General features: G+C 45.6%; 18 protein-coding genes and 1 riboswitch. Of the genes, 11 read left to right on the top strand and 7 right to left on the bottom strand.

Features of this window, described 5'->3' with window-relative positions:
• Positions 1-24 precede the first annotated feature (24 nt).
• A riboswitch (guanidine-I (ykkC/yxkD leader) is annotated at positions 25-138 on the top strand.
• Between the two features lie 154 nt (positions 139-292).
• Together M1K58_RS11865 and M1K58_RS11860 are read left to right on the top strand one after the other, a co-directional pair.
• Entirely contained in the window at positions 293-631 is a 339-nt protein-coding gene (locus M1K58_RS11865) for a DMT family transporter (protein ID WP_256759074.1), read from the top strand.
• Positions 631-948 (top strand): DMT family transporter, encoded by a 318-nt coding sequence (locus M1K58_RS11860; RefSeq protein ID WP_256759073.1) that lies wholly within the window; start codon positions 631-633, stop codon positions 946-948. The genes M1K58_RS11865 and M1K58_RS11860 overlap by 1 nt, the downstream gene beginning before the upstream one ends.
• A 22-nt stretch (positions 949-970) precedes the next feature.
• Here the strand turns inward: M1K58_RS11860 and M1K58_RS11855 are convergent, their stop codons facing one another.
• The 5 genes from M1K58_RS11855 to M1K58_RS11835 form a co-directional block, all read right to left on the bottom strand.
• Positions 971-2,665 carry an alpha/beta fold hydrolase gene (locus M1K58_RS11855; RefSeq protein WP_256759072.1) on the bottom strand — a complete coding sequence of 565 codons (1,695 nt, stop codon included), beginning with the start codon at positions 2,663-2,665 and terminating at the stop codon, positions 971-973.
• 36 nt (positions 2,666-2,701) lie between these two features.
• Positions 2,702-3,391: an SdpI family protein gene (locus M1K58_RS11850; protein ID WP_256759071.1), complete on the bottom strand. Its 690-nt coding sequence runs from the start codon at positions 3,389-3,391 to the stop codon at positions 2,702-2,704.
• On the bottom strand, positions 3,378-3,662 hold the full coding sequence (locus tag M1K58_RS11845) for an autorepressor SdpR family transcription factor (protein WP_256759070.1): 285 nt from the start codon (positions 3,660-3,662) through the stop codon (positions 3,378-3,380). Before M1K58_RS11845 ends, M1K58_RS11850 begins: the two co-directional genes overlap by 14 nt.
• Before the next feature lie 195 nt (positions 3,663-3,857).
• The gene (locus M1K58_RS11840; RefSeq protein ID WP_256759069.1) at positions 3,858-4,973 is read right to left on the bottom strand and encodes a hypothetical protein; all 1,116 of its coding nucleotides are present in this window, start codon (positions 4,971-4,973) and stop codon (positions 3,858-3,860) included.
• Between the two features lie 12 nt (positions 4,974-4,985).
• On the bottom strand, positions 4,986-6,008 hold the full coding sequence (locus M1K58_RS11835; RefSeq protein ID WP_256759068.1) for an SPFH domain-containing protein: 1,023 nt from the start codon (positions 6,006-6,008) through the stop codon (positions 4,986-4,988).
• Positions 6,009-6,329: 321 nt separating this feature from the next.
• On the opposite strand from M1K58_RS11835, the gene uvrB reads away from it, so the two are divergent.
• The 4 genes from uvrB (at position 6,330) to M1K58_RS11815 (ending at position 13,410) form a co-directional block, all read left to right on the top strand.
• Positions 6,330-8,330 carry an excinuclease ABC subunit UvrB gene (gene uvrB / locus M1K58_RS11830; RefSeq protein WP_256759067.1) on the top strand — a complete coding sequence of 667 codons (2,001 nt, stop codon included), beginning with the start codon at positions 6,330-6,332 and terminating at the stop codon, positions 8,328-8,330.
• Positions 8,331-8,437: 107 nt separating this feature from the next.
• Positions 8,438-9,421, top strand: coding sequence for a diaminopimelate dehydrogenase (locus tag M1K58_RS11825; protein WP_256759066.1), 984 nt, complete (start codon positions 8,438-8,440; stop codon positions 9,419-9,421).
• Positions 9,422-9,573: 152 nt separating this feature from the next.
• Entirely contained in the window at positions 9,574-12,432 is a 2,859-nt protein-coding gene (gene uvrA, locus M1K58_RS11820; protein WP_256759065.1) for an excinuclease ABC subunit UvrA, read from the top strand.
• A gap of 48 nt (positions 12,433-12,480) precedes the next feature.
• Positions 12,481-13,410 (top strand): hypothetical protein, encoded by a 930-nt coding sequence (locus tag M1K58_RS11815; RefSeq protein ID WP_256759064.1) that lies wholly within the window; start codon positions 12,481-12,483, stop codon positions 13,408-13,410.
• Positions 13,411-13,508: 98 nt separating this feature from the next.
• Here M1K58_RS11815 and M1K58_RS11810 read toward each other — a convergent pair whose 3' ends face one another.
• Positions 13,509-14,045, bottom strand: a complete 537-nt coding sequence (locus M1K58_RS11810) for a hypothetical protein (protein ID WP_256759063.1) — start codon at positions 14,043-14,045, stop codon at positions 13,509-13,511.
• A gap of 75 nt (positions 14,046-14,120) precedes the next feature.
• Positions 14,121-14,270 (bottom strand): hypothetical protein, encoded by a 150-nt coding sequence (locus tag M1K58_RS11805; RefSeq protein WP_256759062.1) that lies wholly within the window; start codon positions 14,268-14,270, stop codon positions 14,121-14,123.
• A gap of 295 nt (positions 14,271-14,565) precedes the next feature.
• On the opposite strand from M1K58_RS11805, the gene M1K58_RS11800 reads away from it, so the two are divergent.
• The 5 genes from M1K58_RS11800 to M1K58_RS11780 all read left to right on the top strand — a co-directional run bounded on the left by M1K58_RS11800 (position 14,566) and on the right by M1K58_RS11780 (position 19,919).
• Positions 14,566-14,775 (top strand): hypothetical protein, encoded by a 210-nt coding sequence (locus tag M1K58_RS11800; protein ID WP_256759061.1) that lies wholly within the window; start codon positions 14,566-14,568, stop codon positions 14,773-14,775.
• A 194-nt stretch (positions 14,776-14,969) separates the two neighbouring features.
• Entirely contained in the window at positions 14,970-16,295 is a 1,326-nt protein-coding gene (locus M1K58_RS11795; protein WP_256759060.1) for an ABC transporter substrate-binding protein, read from the top strand.
• A gap of 107 nt (positions 16,296-16,402) precedes the next feature.
• Entirely contained in the window at positions 16,403-17,284 is an 882-nt protein-coding gene (locus tag M1K58_RS11790) for a carbohydrate ABC transporter permease (protein ID WP_256759059.1), read from the top strand.
• Positions 17,281-18,105, top strand: coding sequence for a carbohydrate ABC transporter permease (locus M1K58_RS11785; RefSeq protein ID WP_256759058.1), 825 nt, complete (start codon positions 17,281-17,283; stop codon positions 18,103-18,105). Before M1K58_RS11790 ends, M1K58_RS11785 begins: the two co-directional genes overlap by 4 nt.
• Positions 18,106-18,143: 38 nt before the next feature.
• Positions 18,144-19,919, top strand: a complete 1,776-nt coding sequence (locus M1K58_RS11780) for a sensor histidine kinase (protein WP_256759057.1) — start codon at positions 18,144-18,146, stop codon at positions 19,917-19,919.
• The last annotated feature ends 3 nt before the right edge of the window (positions 19,920-19,922 follow it).

Genomic DNA, 19,922 nt, shown 5'->3' with positions numbered 1-19,922 from the left:
GTATTTTAGATGGATATCATCAGTAAATAGGCTTTCTAGGGTTCCACGGTGCTTTGCTGAGCATCGGTTCGGTCCGAGAGGGAGCGCATCTTTGCATCGAAGCGAGGATGAACACGGCGGGATAAAAACCCGGGAGTATCGATGACGGCTTGAAGTGACGTTTAAACGTTACGCAGCCTGCGATGCTTTCGGGTTTTTTTGACGATTCATAAACGGTTTTCCGCCCTCATATGACGGACATAATTGTTTATGCTTGCTTCGCAGGGAAAGAATACAACATGGAGGTGTAGCTATGAATCGGTATTGGTTAGTATTATTGTTGGCAGGCTGTTGTGAAATTGGATGGGTGTCGGGTATGAAGCACGCGACGAGTGTGGGGGAATGGACTTTAACGGTACTCGGAATTTTTATTAGCTTTTTTGGATTGCTATATGTTAGCCAAGCTTTACCTGTGGGCACGACTTATGCTGTCTTTACAGGTATTGGTGCGGCAGGGGCAGTGCTTGCTGAAGCGGTCTTTTTCAATATCACATTGGACGCAGGGAAGCTAGCATTAGTCATTGTGTTAATCATCGGGATTGTCGGTCTGAAGATGACGACTGCAACTGGTGTGCAGGAGGTGGAAGAGTAATGGCGTGGCTTGTATTGATTATCGCAGGATTGTTCGAGGTCGTTGGTGTGCTTGGCATGAATCGGTTGAAAAATAATAAAAATGCACTCAACCTTCTTATGATTGTTGGCGGTTTTGGAGTGAGTCTGAGTTTGCTTTCAGTTGCGATGAGGTCCATCTCCATGGGCACTGCCTATGCTGTATGGACCGCGATCGGAACAGTTGGCGGGACTCTTGTCGGAATGCTATTTTATCAAGAGTCCCGCGATGCCAAAAGAATTTTCTTTCTCTGTCTGATCGTAAGTGCGGTTGTTGGATTAAAGCTGCTTGAACATTAGAAGCTGTATAGTAGACGTTGATTTACTTCTTATTTATCCAGTCTGCGATATCTTGAATGAACTGTGAATCGACAGTTCCAGGTTGCTTATATTCTTCGAGTGTATTTTCACCTTCACCGCTGTAATTAATGAAGAGGTGACTTAGGCCTGGGTAGAGCTTAAAGGACGCTTTTGCGTTTCCTTTGAGCTGATCTTTCCACAGGGTGAAATCTTTCGCATATACTTGGAAATCATCTTCACCTTGAAGAACAAGGATAGGCTTAGTTAATTTGTTTACAAAATCTTTGGTGCTATGGGCGTCCATTTCTTTGAAGTAAAGAGCGGGCAGTCCAAATATTTGTTGCTTAATCGCTTCCGAATCGGACAATTTACTAAGGTTTTGGGCTTTAAGTAACTCGGCGGCAACCAACGCTTCACTCGCCTTTTTCGCGGGATCCTTATCGTCGATCGTTTTGATGATATCCATGTTCTGATCGGTAATAATTTCCCATAACGGACGAGTTGAACCTGCGAGAATGACTAAGCCAGCGAAGTTTCCGCCTTCAGCATCTATTCGCGGAGCAAGCATGCCGCCTAAGCTATGGCCGACAATGTACACTTGGGAAGCATCGATGCGTTTGTCGTCTTTGATTAGCTTGGAGGCAGCGATTGCATCATCGACCGTTTCATCTTTGACGGTGAATGTGGTTAGCATGTCTGGAGTAAAGCTTTGGCCGTGAGCGAATGTTCTTTTGTCATAACGAAGCACGGCAATCCCTTGTTGGGCAAGACCCCATGCGATATCACGGAATGGCTTGTTTCCATTTATCGTCTCGTCTCGGTCTTGAGCTCCGGAGCCGTGAACGAGGATGACTGCAGCTACTGGTCCACTTGCGTTCTTGGGTAAAGTCAGTGTTCCTGGTAACGGGTATTTGGTTCCAGCTCCGATTACAACGGTTTCCTCCACCAGACCCTCAGGAGTCGCGACTGGGGTTACAGGGGTTTCAGCAGGTACAAGCATAAGGCTGATAATCTTGTTTTGGTCATTAAGCTTAAGATTGAGGTTGAGGTTTGCTTTCGAGAATGCGATAAGAACTTTGATTTCTTTGTAATCAGTTACATTAGGATTCTGTTCTATCGATTGAATACCCACAAAGTCTCCAACCGCCGAGCCAATCTGCTCCCAGCCCGTTTGCAAGGCTTTTACGGTTAGGATTGGTTTGATCGATTCGTCAAAATAATCATCTGATAGCTGTTGATAAGCTCCCGCGGTTAATTGATTAACGATAGTAGTTGGGATATCATCTGCTCCTTTAGGAACGCTAATGACGGCTTCTGCACGATCAGCATGATAAGTGGCAGTGAGTCCGAGTACTTTCGAGAAGAAAGAAGTCGGGACATATACCCGGTTCTGTTTAAGTACTGCTGCTGTGGCAAAAGAGATAGGCTTGCCATTGTTAATAGCGGCTTCAGCACTACCAATTTTGAATACAATTTTTACAGATGCTTTAGTCAGCTCAACCTTGTTTGTGCTTTGCGTAAAGCCAATCTTCATACCCAGTGCCTGAGCAACTTGTCGAAGGGGAATCCAAAGGTCATTTCCCTTTTGATAAGGTTGAGCATCAGAAAATGTGATGGCTTTGTCATTAACAATGACCTTGATTCCGGCAGCCGATGCCATTGCAGGGAATGTCGTGAGAAGAAGTGCGATGCTTAGTAATAGGGCAATTTTTTTCATAGAATGGATGTCTCCTCGAAATGGATTTTGAAAAACTTAAGCCTTTGCTCTTCTATACAGAACATAGGAGTACAAAGTTGGAACGATTGAACTACTTATTGTGCAAGCTAGCAAAATTCCGGTAGCCCAAGTTGAGGGTACAAACCATACGCTTGCAAACATGATAACTCCGGCGAGAACCCATAATCGTCCACCCAAACGGTGTGTTGAGCGCCAATTGCTCTCGCTCATCAGCGCCCAAGGAGTCCGAATGCCGATGAAGAAGTTACTGCGTACTTGTCCCATCCGATTCCCGATGATAATCCATAGGATGCCTAATGCGCCGATAACGAGTTTTAGAGTGGGTAAGTTGTGGCCAAGGTTATCAAGAATGAGAAGCAAGAATACTGCATGGAGGAAAAGACTAATGGTCCAGCGCATTAAATTGTAATAGTCTTCGAAGCGGGAATAGTTTTTTTTGCGTGGATCGATATACCGCATTGCCGATAGAAACGAAGGTAAGGCAATACCAACTCCGGCATACATAAGCCAGAAGCTCCACTTTACCATCGTACGATCTGCTTCACCATGTACATTGTAGTGAGAGGCTACTTCATCTGGCAGTTGGTTATTAAAGACGAGGTACATAATGACCAGCAGTAGTACATTTGTTCCAAGCAGTAGCCAATCTAGTTTGGACCATGCGGCTTTCTTGGTTTCATTAACATTGTCATTAACGTTCGTCATCGGGGAGATCTCCTTTTGTTCCAATCATGCCGAGAAACCAACCCATGGCTTCTTGCATGACGGTGAGGTTAATCGAGTAGATGATGCTCTGTCCTTGCCGCTCGTCTTGGACGAGCTGAGCTTGCTTGAGAATGTTTAGATGGTGAGAAATGCTTGGCTTGGAGATGTTGAATTGATCGGCGATGTCGCCTGCAGAAAGGTCTTTCTCCTTCAGTAGCTGAAGTATTTTTCTTCTCGTCGGATCGGATAGTGCTTTGAAGGCATCATTCATGGTATGGGTTCCTCCTTCCGAAAGAGGGTGCTTTTGATATTTAGTTAATTGTCTAAATCCTATATTTAGATGATAAGCTAAATATTAAAACGAGTCAACCATAAAATGACAACAATAAAATGACAACAATAAAAAAAGTGAAGGTGTAGGAAAATCCTACACCTTCACTTTAGTAAGACCACACGCTACATAAGCTTAAACTTGAGGCTGCTGGTTCATCATGACCAATACTACAATCGCGCCAACAATACCTAGGCAGAGTAAAGTGAACAAGGTGATTTTGATTGCACTACGAGGGACGTGACCGGAGACGGTACCGGTCTGACCGTTAACCATGTAGTAATAAGCTTTAGATTTATACGTATAATTAGCGTTCCATACCGGAAGTAATAAGTGCTTGTAAGTAATATCATCAAAAGTCGTTCGGATTCTTAAGTTGCGAATTTCATCGCCGCCAATGATGCGTTTAATATCCGTCTTTAACTGATCGTCGGCGACTTCCTGGGCGTTATCCCAGCCTTGTTCGCGGGATACGGAATATCGTTCAGAGATATATCCGCTTAAATATTCGGGCTTATACATATGAAGCTCACTTAGGTTGAAATCTCCGAGCTTATGAAGTAAACCTGAATCGTAATGTCCAGAGGCAGGGATGAGAATATCATCGAACGAACGATCATAATCGCCCTGTGTAGAATGCCACACGGTATACCGTTCTTGTGCGGTATAGGTTTCCGTCTTTCCATTAACGACCCTTGTACGAGTTACCGTCCGATAATGGTAGATCCCTACTTCAGCGGAGTATACCGAATAGGTTTCGGTGTCATAAGTCCAATATGGAATATAGATGCTGTTTAGCTGCGAGCTTACATTTTGTTTTTTGAATGAATTCGGTAGAAACCACCGTTTTTTCTTCCAAGCCGCGAAGGAGCTTAAGGCTTTGTCGCGTGATACTTGAAAAGGTATGATCGACTCCGGACGAATGCTGCGAACATCATCCTGTGGAAGTACCTTGGGCGATCCGCAGAACACACACAACGACGTCGTCTGACTAGCGGGGATCAAGGTTTCTCCTCCACAGGTTTCACAGTGAATCGCTTGCTGCTCCGTACCCCAATCCTGCAGCTCAGTCATATCCTCGTCACTGCAGCTGAAAGGATGCTCCTGGGGTTGCTCCATCATATTCTCTATCGTTTGCTCAGCGCTGCAATACTGGCATTTCAAATTTTGGCTCTCCGCATCGAATACCATCGGCCCTGCACAGCCTGCACAGGGGAATCGGATTGCGGTGGTTGAGGACTGTGTGCTCATAGGCACCTCCGCTTAAACTTTGCTACCACAATCGGAACAGAATTTTACATTTTCAGCTAGCTTACTGCCGCATTCTGAACAAAACTTTTTACCACTAGCCTGTTGTTGACCGGATGTTGAAGGCTGCTGTACAGGCGGCTGTTGGGGAGTGACAGGGACTTGCTCCTGAGGGCGACTTGTCATCTGGTTCATCATCTGTCCCATCATTTGTCCCATCGCCATTCCTGCCCCAAGCCCTGCGCCCGTACCGGCGACGCCACCATCCTGGTTAGCTGCGTCGCGGATCGCCTCAGCAGTTTGGAATTTCATGTATTGATCCAGATTTCCGGCAATGTTCATTGATGACTTACGATCTATCATCTTCTCAACATCTTCCGGGAGCGATATATTCTCAATCGTTACGCTTGTTAATGCTAGGCCAAGCCCCGAGAAATGGGATTGGAGCTTAGTGACGGAGAGCTGCCCCAATTCATCATAGGAGCTGGATAGGTCCGCAACGGGTATTTTTGCCTCCCCGATCATGTCACTAATGCCAGAAACGACGATTGACTTGAGATATCCGGTAATACTAGCGGTAGTGAATTCTTGTTTTGTACCAAATATTTCTTTAAGGAAAACGGCAGGGTCGTTGATTTTAATTGCATAGCTGCCGTATCCACGCATACGAATAATCCCGAACTCCGGATCACGCATAATAACGGGATTTGTCGTCCCCCACTTCTGATCTGTGAAATTGGTCATATTCAGAAAATAGACGTCTGATTTGAAGGGGGAGTTGAACGCATACTTCCACGAATTCAGAGCTGTAAGCACAGGAAGATTCTGAGTACTTAAGGTGTGCGTTCCTGGTCCGAATACATCGGCAATCTGCCCTTCATTCACGAATATCGCGGTCTGAGATTCACGAACGATGAGCTTAGCTCCCATTTTGATGGCATTATCATAAGCGGGAAAACGATACACGAGAACCCCCTTATCGTCTAGCCATTCAATGACCTCTATAAATTGACCTCTAATGAAATCAAACAAACCCATGCTGCACTCACTCTCCCAGTCTGCTACCGTCCACCGGACGGAAAAGCCTTTTCCCATATCATATCAGAAAATGGGTTGATTCTGACACAAAACGAGTCTTTCTAAATTACAAATTTTATCGCAATGCACGATATTTACGTCAGGAATAAGGAGTGGGTTTATGCCGTGTGCTGCTTTTGACGGTAGGGGTTGAAAAAGATATAATAAATGAGAACACACATTCTACTTACGGGGAATTCTTCTAAGTTGTTTGCAGAAAATCTGGGTTGAACAAATACCCATTAAATTAAAGATAGACCATTCGAGAGGGGGATATCGGGAATGACAGCATCAGGTATAGAGCATAAATCCTTCAAGCTAGTGTCGGAGTATACGCCAGATGGCGATCAGCCGGGGGCGATCAGGCAGTTAACGGAAGGGATTACAGCAGGCAAGAAGCATCAAACCTTGCTTGGTGCGACGGGGACGGGGAAAACGTTCACGATCGCGCAAACGATAGCCAAGGTGAATAAACCAACGCTGATTATCGCGCATAACAAGACGTTAGCGATGCAACTTTGCAGTGAGTTTAAAGAGTTTTTTCCTGAAAATGCGGTCGAGTATTTCGTCAGTTATTACGACTACTTCCAGCCGGAAGCCTATATCCCGTCTACCGATACCTACATCGAGAAGGATTCAAGCATCAACGACGAGATAGATAAGATGCGGCATTCCTCGACCGCTTCGTTATTCGAGAGACGAGATGTAATCATCGTAGCCAGCGTATCCTGCATATACGGTCTCGGATCACCGGAAGAGTATCGGGATCTAAGACTTAGCTTACGGGTTGGGATGGAGAGATCGCGAAATGATATTCTTCATAAGCTTATTGATATCCAATACGATCGTAATGATCTGAATTTCGTACGGGGTACCTTCCGCGTACGTGGAGATGTTATCGAGATATTCCCTGTTTCTCGGGGAGATTCGGCGATCCGCATCGAGATGTTCGGTGATGAGATCGAGAGAATTACGGAAATAGACGTGCTGACGGGGGAAATTACAGGTCAACGGGAGCACGTTATCATTTTCCCAGGTTCTCACTTCGTGACGGGTGAGGACAAGATGAAGCGGGCGATGGTGAACATCGAGGCTGAATTGGAAGAAAGATTAGCCGAGCTGCGTGAGGGAGGTAAGCTTCTAGAAGCGCAAAGGCTTGAACAACGAACCCGTTATGATCTGGAAATGATGGCCGAGATGGGCTTCTGCTCCGGTATCGAGAACTATTCGGGACCAATGACGTTTCGTGAGCGTGGGGCTACCCCGTATACCTTGATGGATTTCTTCCCTGATGATTATATGATTGTTATTGATGAATCACATGTGACACTTCCTCAAATACGGGCCATGTATAACGGTGACCAAGCACGCAAAACGGTATTGGTTGATCATGGGTTCCGTCTGCCATCGGCGAAGGATAATCGGCCGCTTAGATTTGAGGAGTTTGAGGAAAAGGCGAAGCAGCTTGTTTTCGTTTCCGCCACACCTGGGCCATACGAGCTTGAGCTTTGCCCGACTGTAGTAGAGCAGATCATTCGGCCAACAGGACTGATCGATCCGATTATCGAGATTCGTCCAACGAAAGGGCAAATCGATGACTTGCTAGGTGAGATCCGCGATCGGATAACTAAGGACGAGAGGGTGCTCGTGACCACTTTAACGAAGAAGATGTCCGAGGATTTAACCGACTACATGAAGGAAGTCGGAATCAAGGTGCGTTATCTCCATTCGGACATTAAGACATTAGAGCGTATGGCGATTTTACGCGATTTAAGGCTTGGTGTATTTGATGTCCTTATAGGGATTAACCTACTAAGGGAAGGTCTTGATTTGCCTGAGGTATCCTTAGTTGCAATCTTGGATGCAGATAAGGAAGGGTTTCTTCGCTCTGAGCGGTCGCTGATCCAGACCATTGGCCGGGCAGCACGGAACTCCAGTGGACGCGTTATTATGTATGGAGATAAAATAACGGACTCGATGGCCAAAGCGATCAGTGAAACGGATCGTCGTCGTACAATCCAGCTCGCATACAACGAGAAGCATGGGATCACTCCTCAGACAATTGTTAAGAAGGTCCGTGATCTGATTGAAGCGACTAAGGCTGCTGAAGCGAAGAGCTCCTACCTCACTGGAGCAGAGGATCTTAGCAAATTATCGAAGAAGGATCGTGCTTCGATCATTGAGCGTCTGGAATTCGAGATGAAGGAAGCGGCGAAGAGCTTACAATTTGAACGGGCTGCGGAGCTACGCGATGCTTTACTTGAATTGAAGGCTGGAATTTGATGCAGCTGAGTGCGCGAAGTTTGTAATTTTTTCACAAAATATGCTTTTGTGTACACGTCGATTGTTGTAAAATAGCTATAGTGCATATAACTAGGAGGAATTCGGAAGTGAGCAAAACGATCACAGTAGGTATTGTAGGTTATGGGAATTTGGGACGTGGGGTAGAATCAGCGATTCGTCAGAATCCGGATATGAAGCTCGAAGCGATCTTCACTCGTCGCAATCCAGGATCGATCGAAGCGGGTACACCAATGGTATCCATTTCGGATATTGAACAATATAAAGGCAAAATCGACGTCATGATTTTATGCGGTGGCTCTGCTAAGGATTTGCCGGAGCAAGGTCCTGCATTAGCGAAGCTGTTCAATACCGTTGATAGCTTCGATACACATGCACTCATCCCTGAGTATTTCAACAAAGTGGATGATGCTGCTCAATCTGGTGGTAATGTTAGTGTTATTTCTACCGGATGGGATCCTGGTTTGTTCTCTTTGAATCGTTTGTTAGCACAGTCTGTGCTTCCAGAAGGCAAAGAGTATACGTTCTGGGGCAAAGGCGTTAGCCAAGGACATTCCGATGCTATCCGTCGTGTTGAAGGGGTAAGCAACGGAGTTCAATATACGATTCCTCATGTCGAAGCTGTTGAACGTGTCCGCTCGGGTAGTAACCCTGAGCTTACGACTCGTGAAAAGCACCTTAGGGAATGCTACGTTGTATTAAAAGACGGCGCAGATGCTGACGCTGTAGCTAATGAAATTAAGAACATGCCTAACTACTTCTCGGATTATGAAACGGTTGTCCATTTCATTAGTGAAGAAGTACTTAAAGCAGAACATTCAGCGATGCCTCATGGTGGCAATGTTATCCGCAGTGGCCAAACTGGAGCGAACAACAGCAATACGCAATTGATCGAGTTTAGCCTTAAGCTGGACAGTAACCCCGAATTTACGGCAAGTGTTCTTGTTGCCTATGCTCGTGCTGCTTACCGTATCGCTGAATCGGGTCAAGCCGGTGCTAAGACTGTATTCGATATCCCGTATGGCTTGCTTTCACCTAAATCCCCAGAGCAGCTTCGCAAGGAACTGCTGTAGAGAATATTGGCAAACAATAATTTACAAATCATTTGCATGAACAGCCGCAGTTTTGTATAATGAACGGGAACACACATTCTTGTTTTTGTGTGCGACTGCGGCTGGCATGTACATCTAAGCCCCCGCTTTGTCGCGAAAGGGGCTTTTTCGTTTTGGCTAACGAGAAGATTGTCATTAAGGGTGCACGCGCCCACAATTTGAAAAATATTGACGTTACGATTCCGCGAGATAAGTTCGTCGTTCTGACTGGGCTTTCTGGGTCAGGTAAGTCATCGCTTGCTTTCGATACGATCTATGCCGAAGGGCAGCGTCGCTATGTCGAATCATTATCGGCTTATGCTCGTCAGTTTCTTGGTCAGATGGACAAACCGGATGTGGATTCCATTGAAGGTTTATCACCTGCCATTTCTATCGACCAGAAGACGACCAGCCGCAACCCTCGTTCTACAGTGGGTACGGTTACTGAAATATATGATTACTTACGTTTGATGTTCGCCCGTGTAGGTAGGCCGCATTGTCCGGATCATGGGGTGGAAATTACCTCACAGACGGTTGAACAGATGGTTGACCGCATTATGGAATACCCTGAGCGAACTAGACTGCAGATTCTAGCTCCAATTGTAAACGGGCGTAAAGGCGAACACAGCAAGCTCCTAGCAGATATCCAGAAGCAAGGCTTTGTTCGGGTTCGCGTGAACGGTGAAATTCGTGATCTAGCCGACAGTATCGAGCTAGAGAAGAACAAGAAGCATTCGATCGAAGTGGTTGTGGATCGGATCGTAGTGAAGGAGGATGTGGCCTCAAGGGTTGCGGATTCCTTGGAAACCGCGCTGAAGCTTTCAGGTGGTCAAATCCTTGTCGACATTATTGATAAAGAAGAGTTAATGTTCAACTCTAATTTGGCTTGTCCGATTTGTGGGTTCTCTATGGATGAGCTAGCTCCACGCATGTTCTCGTTCAATTCGCCTTATGGCGCATGTCCGGAATGCGATGGCTTAGGTGTGAAGATGGTAGTCGATCCAGAGCTTCTTATTCCAGATCGCAGCAAGAGCATTGAAGAAGGCGCATTCGAAGCTTGGGCGGGAAGTACGTCAAATTATTATCCACAGTTTTTGGCTGCTGTGTGTGCGCATTTCGGAATTGCGACGGATAAGCCTGTTGAAGATTTAGATGACAAGCATATGCAGATTATTTTGTACGGAACAGAAGGAGAGAAGATTCGTTTCCGCTATGAGAACGAATTTGGCCATACGCGTGACGCGCAAGTCCCTTTCGAAGGTGTCGTCCATAACCTGGAGCGCCGTTATCGGGAAACTGGCTCAGACGGCATCCGGGAATTCATTGAAGTTTATATGAGCGCCAAGCCTTGTGGCAAATGTCGCGGACAGCGGTTGAAGAAGGAAACGCTCGCCGTAACAATCGGTAAAGTAAATATCGCTTATGTAACCTCGTTATCAATTGGAGAGTCGCAGAAATTTTTCTCTGAGCTAGAGCTGACCGAGAAAGAGCAAACGATAGCTAACTTGATCTTGAAGGAGATCAATAATCGTTTAGGCTTCCTCGTGAACGTGGGGCTAGAGTACTTGACACTGTCGCGTGCTGCTGGCACTCTTTCCGGGGGAGAAGCCCAACGGATTAGGCTTGCGACACAGATTGGCTCGAGCCTTATGGGGGTTCTCTATATTCTGGATGAGCCGAGCATAGGTCTTCATCAACGCGATAACGATCGACTGATCCAAACATTAAACCACATGCGGGATATCGGGAATACACTCATTGTTGTTGAGCATGATGAAGACACGATGATGGCCGCGGATTGGATTATCGACATCGGACCTGGAGCCGGAATCCATGGGGGTACCGTCATTGCAGAAGGAACACCACAGCAAGTTATGGCGAATAAGAACTCCCTAACAGGTGCATATCTTAGCGGTCGTAAATTTATCCCTGTACCACAGGAACGGCGTAAACCAAATGGCAATTGGATAGAGATTAAGGGTGCTAAGGAAAATAATCTAAGAAATCTTAATGCCAAATTCCCATTAGGTGTGTTTACTGCGGTTACTGGCGTCTCAGGCTCAGGCAAGTCGACGCTCGTCAACGAGATCCTATACAAGACGCTTGCTCGCGATCTGAACAAAGCGAAGACACGACCAGGTGCTTATAAAGAAATCAACGGACTCGAGCACCTAGAGAAGGTCATCGATATCGACCAATCTCCGATCGGTCGGACACCGCGCTCTAACCCGGCCACTTACACCGGAGTGTTCGATGATATTCGTGATGTCTATGCGATGACTAACGAATCCAAGGTGAGAGGCTACAAGAAAGGTCGCTTCAGCTTCAATGTTAAGGGAGGTCGCTGCGAAGCTTGTAAAGGGGACGGGATCATTAAGATCGAGATGCACTTCTTGCCGGATGTGTATGTTCCTTGTGAGATTTGTAAAGGCAAGCGGTACAATCGTGAAACGTTAGAAGTGAAGTACAAAGGCAAGAGCATCGCTGAAGTGCTTGCTATGACGATTGAAGATGCGACGGAGTTTTTCGTTAACATTCCGAAGATTCATCGGAAATTGCAGACGCTTATGGATGTTGGTCTCGGATATATGGATCTAGGGCAGCCTGCGACAACGCTATCGGGTGGTGAGGCTCAGCGTGTGAAGCTCGCGGCAGAGCTGTATCGTCGCAGTACTGGGAAGATGCTGTACATTCTAGATGAGCCAACAACGGGTCTTCATGTCGATGATATTGACCGTTTGCTGCAAGTGTTGCATCGACTAGTGGATTCCGGGGAAAGCGTGCTTGTCATTGAGCATAATCTAGATGTCATTAAGACGGCTGATTATCTCGTTGACTTAGGCCCGGAAGGCGGCAGCGGAGGCGGTATGATTGTGGCTACCGGAACGCCAGAGGAAGTATCGAAGGTTAGCAATTCCTATACGGGTAAATATCTAGGTCCAGTATTGGAAAGAGATCGCGCACGGACGGAAGCGGCGCTTTTGAAGGTGTAATGGAGATTCTATAGTGCTGGCAGGTAGATGGGGCGGAGGAGGTTGGAGATGCTTCGTAGTTTGCTTATACTCGTCTTAGGAGCGGTGTTACTGACCTCATGTGCGAATAACAACTTGAGACATTCACCTTCACATGATGCGTTAAGTTCAGCTAGCTCTACGGATGAAGCTTCTCCTAGTGAGGTAGGAAACGTCAACGATTACTGGAATGCCCTCGCGAAGCAAGGATTGATGATGTCCCCCTTCGTTGAATCAGAGCCACCGCTCGAATATGTTCGAATAGGATTGAAGCATACAGATCCAACGGTAAGATGGTTTAGTGTGTACAAGATGTTGAAATACTCCCTTAATCAGCAGGACCTCGACGAGATCGAACAACTGACGAAAGACAGCGAACAATCAGTTCAGCAAGCGGCCTTGTTTGCCCTTTCAGTCGTTCAAGAGCAGTTCGATGGAGATCAATTCGTTCGGTCCCCAGTTAACGGAGAAGTGGCTTTCCACCTGTATCATGAAGCCCGATACAACGATGGAGAGCTATGGGTTGCCCGCGAGGGTAAGGTTGAGAGATTAACTCAGCTTGAGGGGAGTATTACAGAGATGATCTATTCCCCAGACGGCAAATGGATCAGTGCGGAATATGGTGGACGTATTTGGGGAGCATTAGCATTAATTGATGTGAACACCGGCGAGCGCTCACTTCCGGATGTTCTAGCTCCCATCATTGCAGATCCGGGTAATGGATATGATTTTGATCCGCAGAAAGTCGACCGTTTCGATCCTTATATCCAAGTTGTTGAATGGAGTCCAGACAGTACTCGACTACTTGTTTCGTACGAATTCAGTAGTGGTCTAGACCATTATCATTATGGTTGGGCTGTATACCAGCTTGAAGCTAAGAAGGTCATTAAGGTCTTTAAGTCAGATCACAAGAGTGCTGATAAGAAACCAGAAGGCTTTAGTTGGGATAACGTTAGTTAGAGGTTAAGCACATGACGAAAAAGTTGGTACAGGAGGAGGCTCCTGCACCAACTTTTTTTCCTACGGATTATCGTGATTTTTGATTGGAGTGAAGTTAACTACTCCTCAGAATGAATATGCATTTGAGTAGTAGGTTTGATTAGAGTAATCAGCTGATTCTGCAGCTTGACGATGCTTTTCTGTTTCACGATAATTTGTTGCTTTTGATTAATAACCGTTTGGAGATCACTTTTAGCAGAGCTCCATTGCTTTTTAGCACTATGATCGTAAAAGCTGTCCCACGCTTCATGCTTCTGGCTACGCAGAGCATGAATTTCATCTCGTGTTGTTTTCATTTGAAGGATGAGCTGCTTTGCCGGATCCTTGAGTGTATTCCGTTGATCAGAGGAGAGTGCATTTCGTGCATCCCTGATTTGATCATGCTGTGCCTTCATCTGCTCGAACAAGCTCTTCTGCTCAGTTTTGATATTATCAAGCTGAATTTTGAGTGCCTGAATGTCAGCGGGATAAGAGTTCCAGTCTATAACGGGCCTCTTATCGGAATGGTGGTGTTCACCAGGGGCAGCGCCGATTAGTGCAGGCATTGAGATCATTAACATTGCAAGTGCGAACAATGTTAATATTCTGTTTTTCATTGTAGGTTCCTCCCAATTCATGGATTCCCCTTTAGTATGGACGAATATTTATTTTCCATTCTTAGGGAAACTTACTTAATCGGATTTGCCTCTTGTGTTCTCAGCTTGATAAGCGATTAGGCTAATGGGATGCCCCACCTTCTCAGACATGCGGTGCTCCATATTCTTGATCTCTTCCACATCATCAGGCTTGAGATTAGCTATAGAGTACAATTCTTCATACATACTTAATTCCTCCCTCAAGGTTTTGTTCAATAGTATCGGCTAAATCATTAAATTAAACACTTCAGTCCATGAGAGAAGTACAACTCAATTTAAGGGGATTAAGCAAAAATACAGCAGCTTGCAGGAATACGCAGCACTCTACTTACGGATACTATATGTAGGTCGGCCATAGTAACAAAGGTGGCAAAGTGTGACAAAGTTGTTACGGCATGAACTTCGGACTTGCCAGCGCGACGTCTAGAAGCTAACATAGATAAAGATGGGTTTATTAGGTCAGATAAAGGAGGTCACTTTAATGTTTTTAGCAGAGACAGTAGCGGGAGCTGTAGAGAGCACTTACGAACACTTTGATATTTTTATGCTTGTATTCACTATCCTAATCGCGATTGGGCTGGTGCGTCTATTAATGCATAGACCTCGTAAAAATGTACTTGCAATCGGATTCTCCACGGTATCGCTACTTATTTTCCTTTTAGCGGATTATAAGATGATTAGTGGCTGGTAGTTGTAACGAGTGAATGGAATACATAAACGGGCTTGGCTTCGGCTAAAGCTCGTTTTTTTTATTTTAAAAATAAAGAAAGCGCTTAAGTACTGGATTATTCAAACCAAATCCGAGTTTTGCCTCGTTTCAGTGAACTTTGAACGAATCTACAATTAAGAGGAGGTTACACACATACAACAGGGAGGTTGAAGATTTTGAAAAAAGTAGCATCAGTCGTTCTAACATCATTTATATGTTTAAGTGTATTATCCGCTTGTGGTGGCAACAAAAATGAGGCTGAATCGCCGAGTGCCAGCGCTAGCCCGTCCGCAACACAACAAGCATCGGAGTCAGCAGCTCAGCCTGAAGCTCAAGGTGATACTATCAAGCTTACGGCGTTTGGTTTCAAAGCAGGAGCAGAGATTGGGGCTATGGATGAGCTGAACGCTAAGTTTGAAGCGGAGAACCCAGGTATTACCGTAGAGTATGAAGGCAAGCCGGGAGCGGAATATGTGGCATTGGCGAAAACTCGGTTTGCATCTGGCGATGCTGCTGATATTGTCATGATGCATCCAGGTGCTGAGATTGCTCCTTACGCCGAAGCGGGTCAAATTGTTGATTTGACTAATGAACCGTGGGCGTCTGAAATCGCGGACAAAGCGAAAGAGGTTACGACTTTCGATGGCAAGCTCTATGCACTCCCTAACGATATGGCGGCATTAGCTGTGTTCTACAACAAGAAAATTTTTGGGGATCTTGGAATCGAAACTCCGCGTAAATGGGATGATCTTGTTGCTGCAGCTGAGAAAATCAAAGCGAGTGGTGTTATTCCGTTCTCCATGACGAACAACGATGGTTCAGGCGCTAAGCTAGCGCTATACTCCATGGCGCCTTCTTGGATTTACGCTGCGGATCAGGATTTCGACAATCGTCTTAACAAAGGGGAAGCGAAGTTCAATGGGACGTGGAATGATATGCTAACTGCTTTCTTCGATCTTGATAAAAAAGGATACTTTACTCCACAAACGGTTGGCGTGACTTACGAGTCCGCAATGAAGGATTTCCAAACAGGCAAAGCTGCGATGATGGTTTGGGGGAACTGGGAGTATGCGAACATTAAGAAAGCTGCACCTGAGCTTGACTTCGCGATGTTTAACCTGCCATCCAAGAACGGTGATGTATGGGCTTCGGCTGCAGTTGGAACGACATGGTCTGTAAATGCAAAATCCAAAAATCTAGATGCAGCAAAGAAATATATCGCATTCTGGGCTAAAGCAGAAAATCAAGAAATCTGGGACAAGAGCCAAAGCGCGTTCGCAACGAATAAAAATGCGAAGCCGGATCTTGAACCAGGCTTAAAGGAAATCGGCGATGCGATTGCCGCTGGTCACTTCTGGAATTTCCTTGATCAAGGTTGGAAGGTGACCGCTGTAGCCGATAAGATGGGACCGAATTCCCAAGGCATATTGGGCGGTCAAATCAATGTGGAACAATTCCTACAGGATATGGACAAAGAAAATGCTGCTGGATTATCCAAATAAGTAAACGGTTTGACTCTTTCTGACGACCATGCGGCGGCGAATCATGCTGCCGCATTTTTGAATGATTCAGAGAAGGAGCGAGTTTAAGGGAAAGGAAGCGACTACCTATGCGAAATTATGTTCATAAGCTAACTTACTTCTCGGTTTTTTTGTTGCCTGCCTTATTTATTTACATCACGTTCCTGCTCTATCCCATCCTGAGTAGCTCCTACTATAGCTTGACGGAATGGAACGGTATTACAAAGCCTGTCTTTATCGGGTTGGACAATTTCGTAGCCTTTTTTAACGACTCCGCTTCCCTAAAGGCAATTAAGAACACATTGTTATATGCTTTTCTGATCACTGTCATCCAGAACGTACTTGGATTGCTGCTTGCCGTATTATTAGATATGAATATTCGTTCACGGAAAGTGCTGAGAATGATCTTCTTTACACCGGTTATTCTGAGCTCATTAGTTGTGTCCTACCTATGGTTACGGATGCTCGATCCTTCGGGCGTTATTAATGCCGTACTAGAATTGGTCCATCTAGATGGGCTGAAGCAAGTGTGGTTAGGTGACGCGAAAATGGCGTTTATGTCCATCGTGGTCATGTCAGTTTGGCAGTTTATCGGCTATTCAATGGTTATTTATTTAGCGAATTTGCAAACGATCCCAGAGTCGCTGAAAGAAGCAGCTGCTATCGATGGGGCGAATGCGGTGCAACGCTTTTTCAATGTCACGTTCCCGCTGCTCGCCCCATCGCTTACAATCAACCTGCTTTTATCGGCGATAGGATCAATGAAGATCTTCGATCCGATATTTCTGATGACGAAGGGCGGACCGTTCTATGCAACGGAGTCGGTTACCTTCCGGCTATTCGAACAAGGCTTTCGCAGCAACAAGGCAGGCTTCGGTTCTGCGACATCCATTGTGTTGTTCCTGCTGATTCTCTTAATATCCTTACCCCTGCTTGCTTACTTGCGTAGACGGGAGATGAATGCACAATGATGGCCCGTAATAGAAACTATTTGTTGGAGACTTTGCTGTGGGTATTAGGACTGATTTATATTTATCCGGTATTATCGATGATCAACACCGCGTTTAAGTCAGCGGAAGAAATCTCGTTGAGCCCGTTGGCGTTGCCTTCTGCTCTTTCCTTTGCTAACTTCAGCCATGCCTTCTCCGAAGCGAAGCTGCTGCTTGCTTTCACTAATTCCGGGATCATTACTGCAGGCTCCGTGTTATTGCTGGTGTTAACCGGGGCGATGGCAGCATTTCCATTGTCGCGTAGCGATTCCAAAGGATCAAAGGCCATTTATCTATTGTTCTTGGCGGGTACGATGCTTCCCTTTCAGATGGGAATGATCTCGCTCTATCAGGTAGGGAAAGTATTTCATATCGTTAACTCCCACCTTGGTGTCATGATCGTGAATGCTGCTTTTAATCTATCATTGACGATTTTCTTATATACGGGATTTCTTAGGACCGTATCTCGCGAGTTGGTAGATGCGGCTAGCATTGACGGCTGCTCGATCTATCGCACCTTCTGGTCCATTTTGTTCCCGATCATGAAGCCGGTGACTGCAACGGTCGTTATTATTACCTCATTAAATGTATGGAATGACTTTATTATATCGTTACTGTTCTTACAGAAATCGCATTTACAGACAATTAACCTAAGCGTGTACTCTTTTGTTGGTCAGAACACGAATGATTGGGGAGTCATCTTCCCATCTCTCGTTATGGCGATGCTACCGATCCTTATTTTATATTTTTTCCTGCAATCTAGTATTATCAAAGGCATGGCTTCGGGTGCAGTCAAAGAATGATATACTGAGGAGACTACGGCACCAAGGGGAAAAAGGCGATGGGCATAAGAAATAAGTGGATTGCTTTCAGGCACTGGAACATGAGCAAGCAATTAATTTTTACTTATACGCTGATGATTTTGCTGCCGGTATTGGCAGTTACTCTCGTCGGGTTTCAGAAATATAACCAGAACCTGAAGGCAAAGGTTGCGAACTTCGACATTCAGCTACTAGGTCAGATCGGCAAGAACTTAGACAATTACTTGGAAGAGCTGGACCGGATCTCGCTTACTATCTACATGGATGATAATCTTAAAGAAGCACTTAAAAATAAAGCCTACACGCCGTCAACGAAATACCAAGAGAAGCTGTACATAGACAAGGCGCTAAGGAATTTGTTCTTATCGCCCATGAAGGATATCGTGGGCGCTTATTTATTTAAAGCAGATGGAAGCGTTTACTACACTGAATATGGTACTGGTAATCCAATACAATACGACGATGTAGCCGGAGAGCCTTGGTTTAAAGACGTACTGGCGGCTGCAGGACAACCGATGATTGTCCCTTCACACCTCGTGCGAAGTAGTGACAGCAAATCGATCTACGCCCTTTCCTATGCTAGAAGCTTAATCGACGTGGAGAACAATGAAGCGATGGGCATTCTCATGATGGACGTGGCTTTGGACGGAATCGCCAATGTGCTGAGTAACGTCAATCGGGAAAAGGGAGGGCAATTATTCGTTACGGATGCGAATGGCCAAATCCTGTACCATCCCGATAGCAAACGAATTGCTAATAAGTTCTCCTATGCATTATCACAAACAGAGGACAGCTTCTCCGCTAATATAGACGATGTATCGATGATGATCAACTATGTCACTTCTCCCAGCTCTGGTTGGAAAGTCGTTGGTCTCGTCCCGATCCATGAGCTGACGGATGATCTTAACATCATTCGAAACTTATTGTGGACGCTAGCGGTAGTGACCTTGTTAATATCAGTCAGTCTTTCGGCGATTTTGACTTCTTATATGATTAGACCCTTGAAGAAAATCAGAGCTTTGATGAGGCGAGTGGAAGAGGGGGATTACAAGGTAAGGTATCCTTCCCCATCCAGAAGCGAGGTTGGCCAGGTTGGTCATAGCTTTAACGTAATGATTCAGAAGATCAATGAGCTCGTGAATAACGTCATGGCCGCAAATCTTCTCAAGAAGGATGCTGACTTCAAGGCTCTTCAAAGCCAGATCAACCCTCACTTTCTTTTTAATACACTGGAATCTATCAATATGAAGGCGGAAATGAACAGAGATTACGAGGTGGCGGAGATGGTTTCTTCGCTCGGGGATCTGTTTCGCAAGTCGATGAACGTTAGCCGAGAGCGAATACCATTTTCGCAAGAAATCGATTATATTCGTGTCTATATCGAGCTTCAGAAAATACGTTTCCCTAAGATGGAGTTTTCCATAGAATTACCGAATGAAGTGCTACTCTCCTATACATTACCTTGGATTATTCAGCCTTTGGTGGAAAATGCGATCGTTCATGGCTTAGCTCCTTATAAGGGCGAAGGCTCAATCCTGATTAAAGGAGCTTTGGAGGGAGAGAACGTGCTTATCCGAGTCGTCGATGACGGAGTAGGTATTTCTCTAGAAAACCTTGAAAAGGTACGCTCACATTTGGAGTCGGAGGCTTCGGCTGAAACTTCCCATATCGGGTTGAAGAACGTGCATGATCGCATCCGGCTTTCCTTTGGCTATCCTTACGGTTTGAAGGTTTCCGGTGACCCGGAAAGCGGTACGTGCGTGGAGATTAGCATCAAATATCTCGGCAAGGAGTGAGCA

Origin of the sequence: Cohnella sp. WQ 127256 (assembly GCF_024519285.1) — a bacterium.
Lineage (GTDB): Bacteria > Bacillota > Bacilli > Paenibacillales > Paenibacillaceae > Cohnella.
This window is presented reverse-complemented; position numbering and strand designations above follow the sequence as displayed.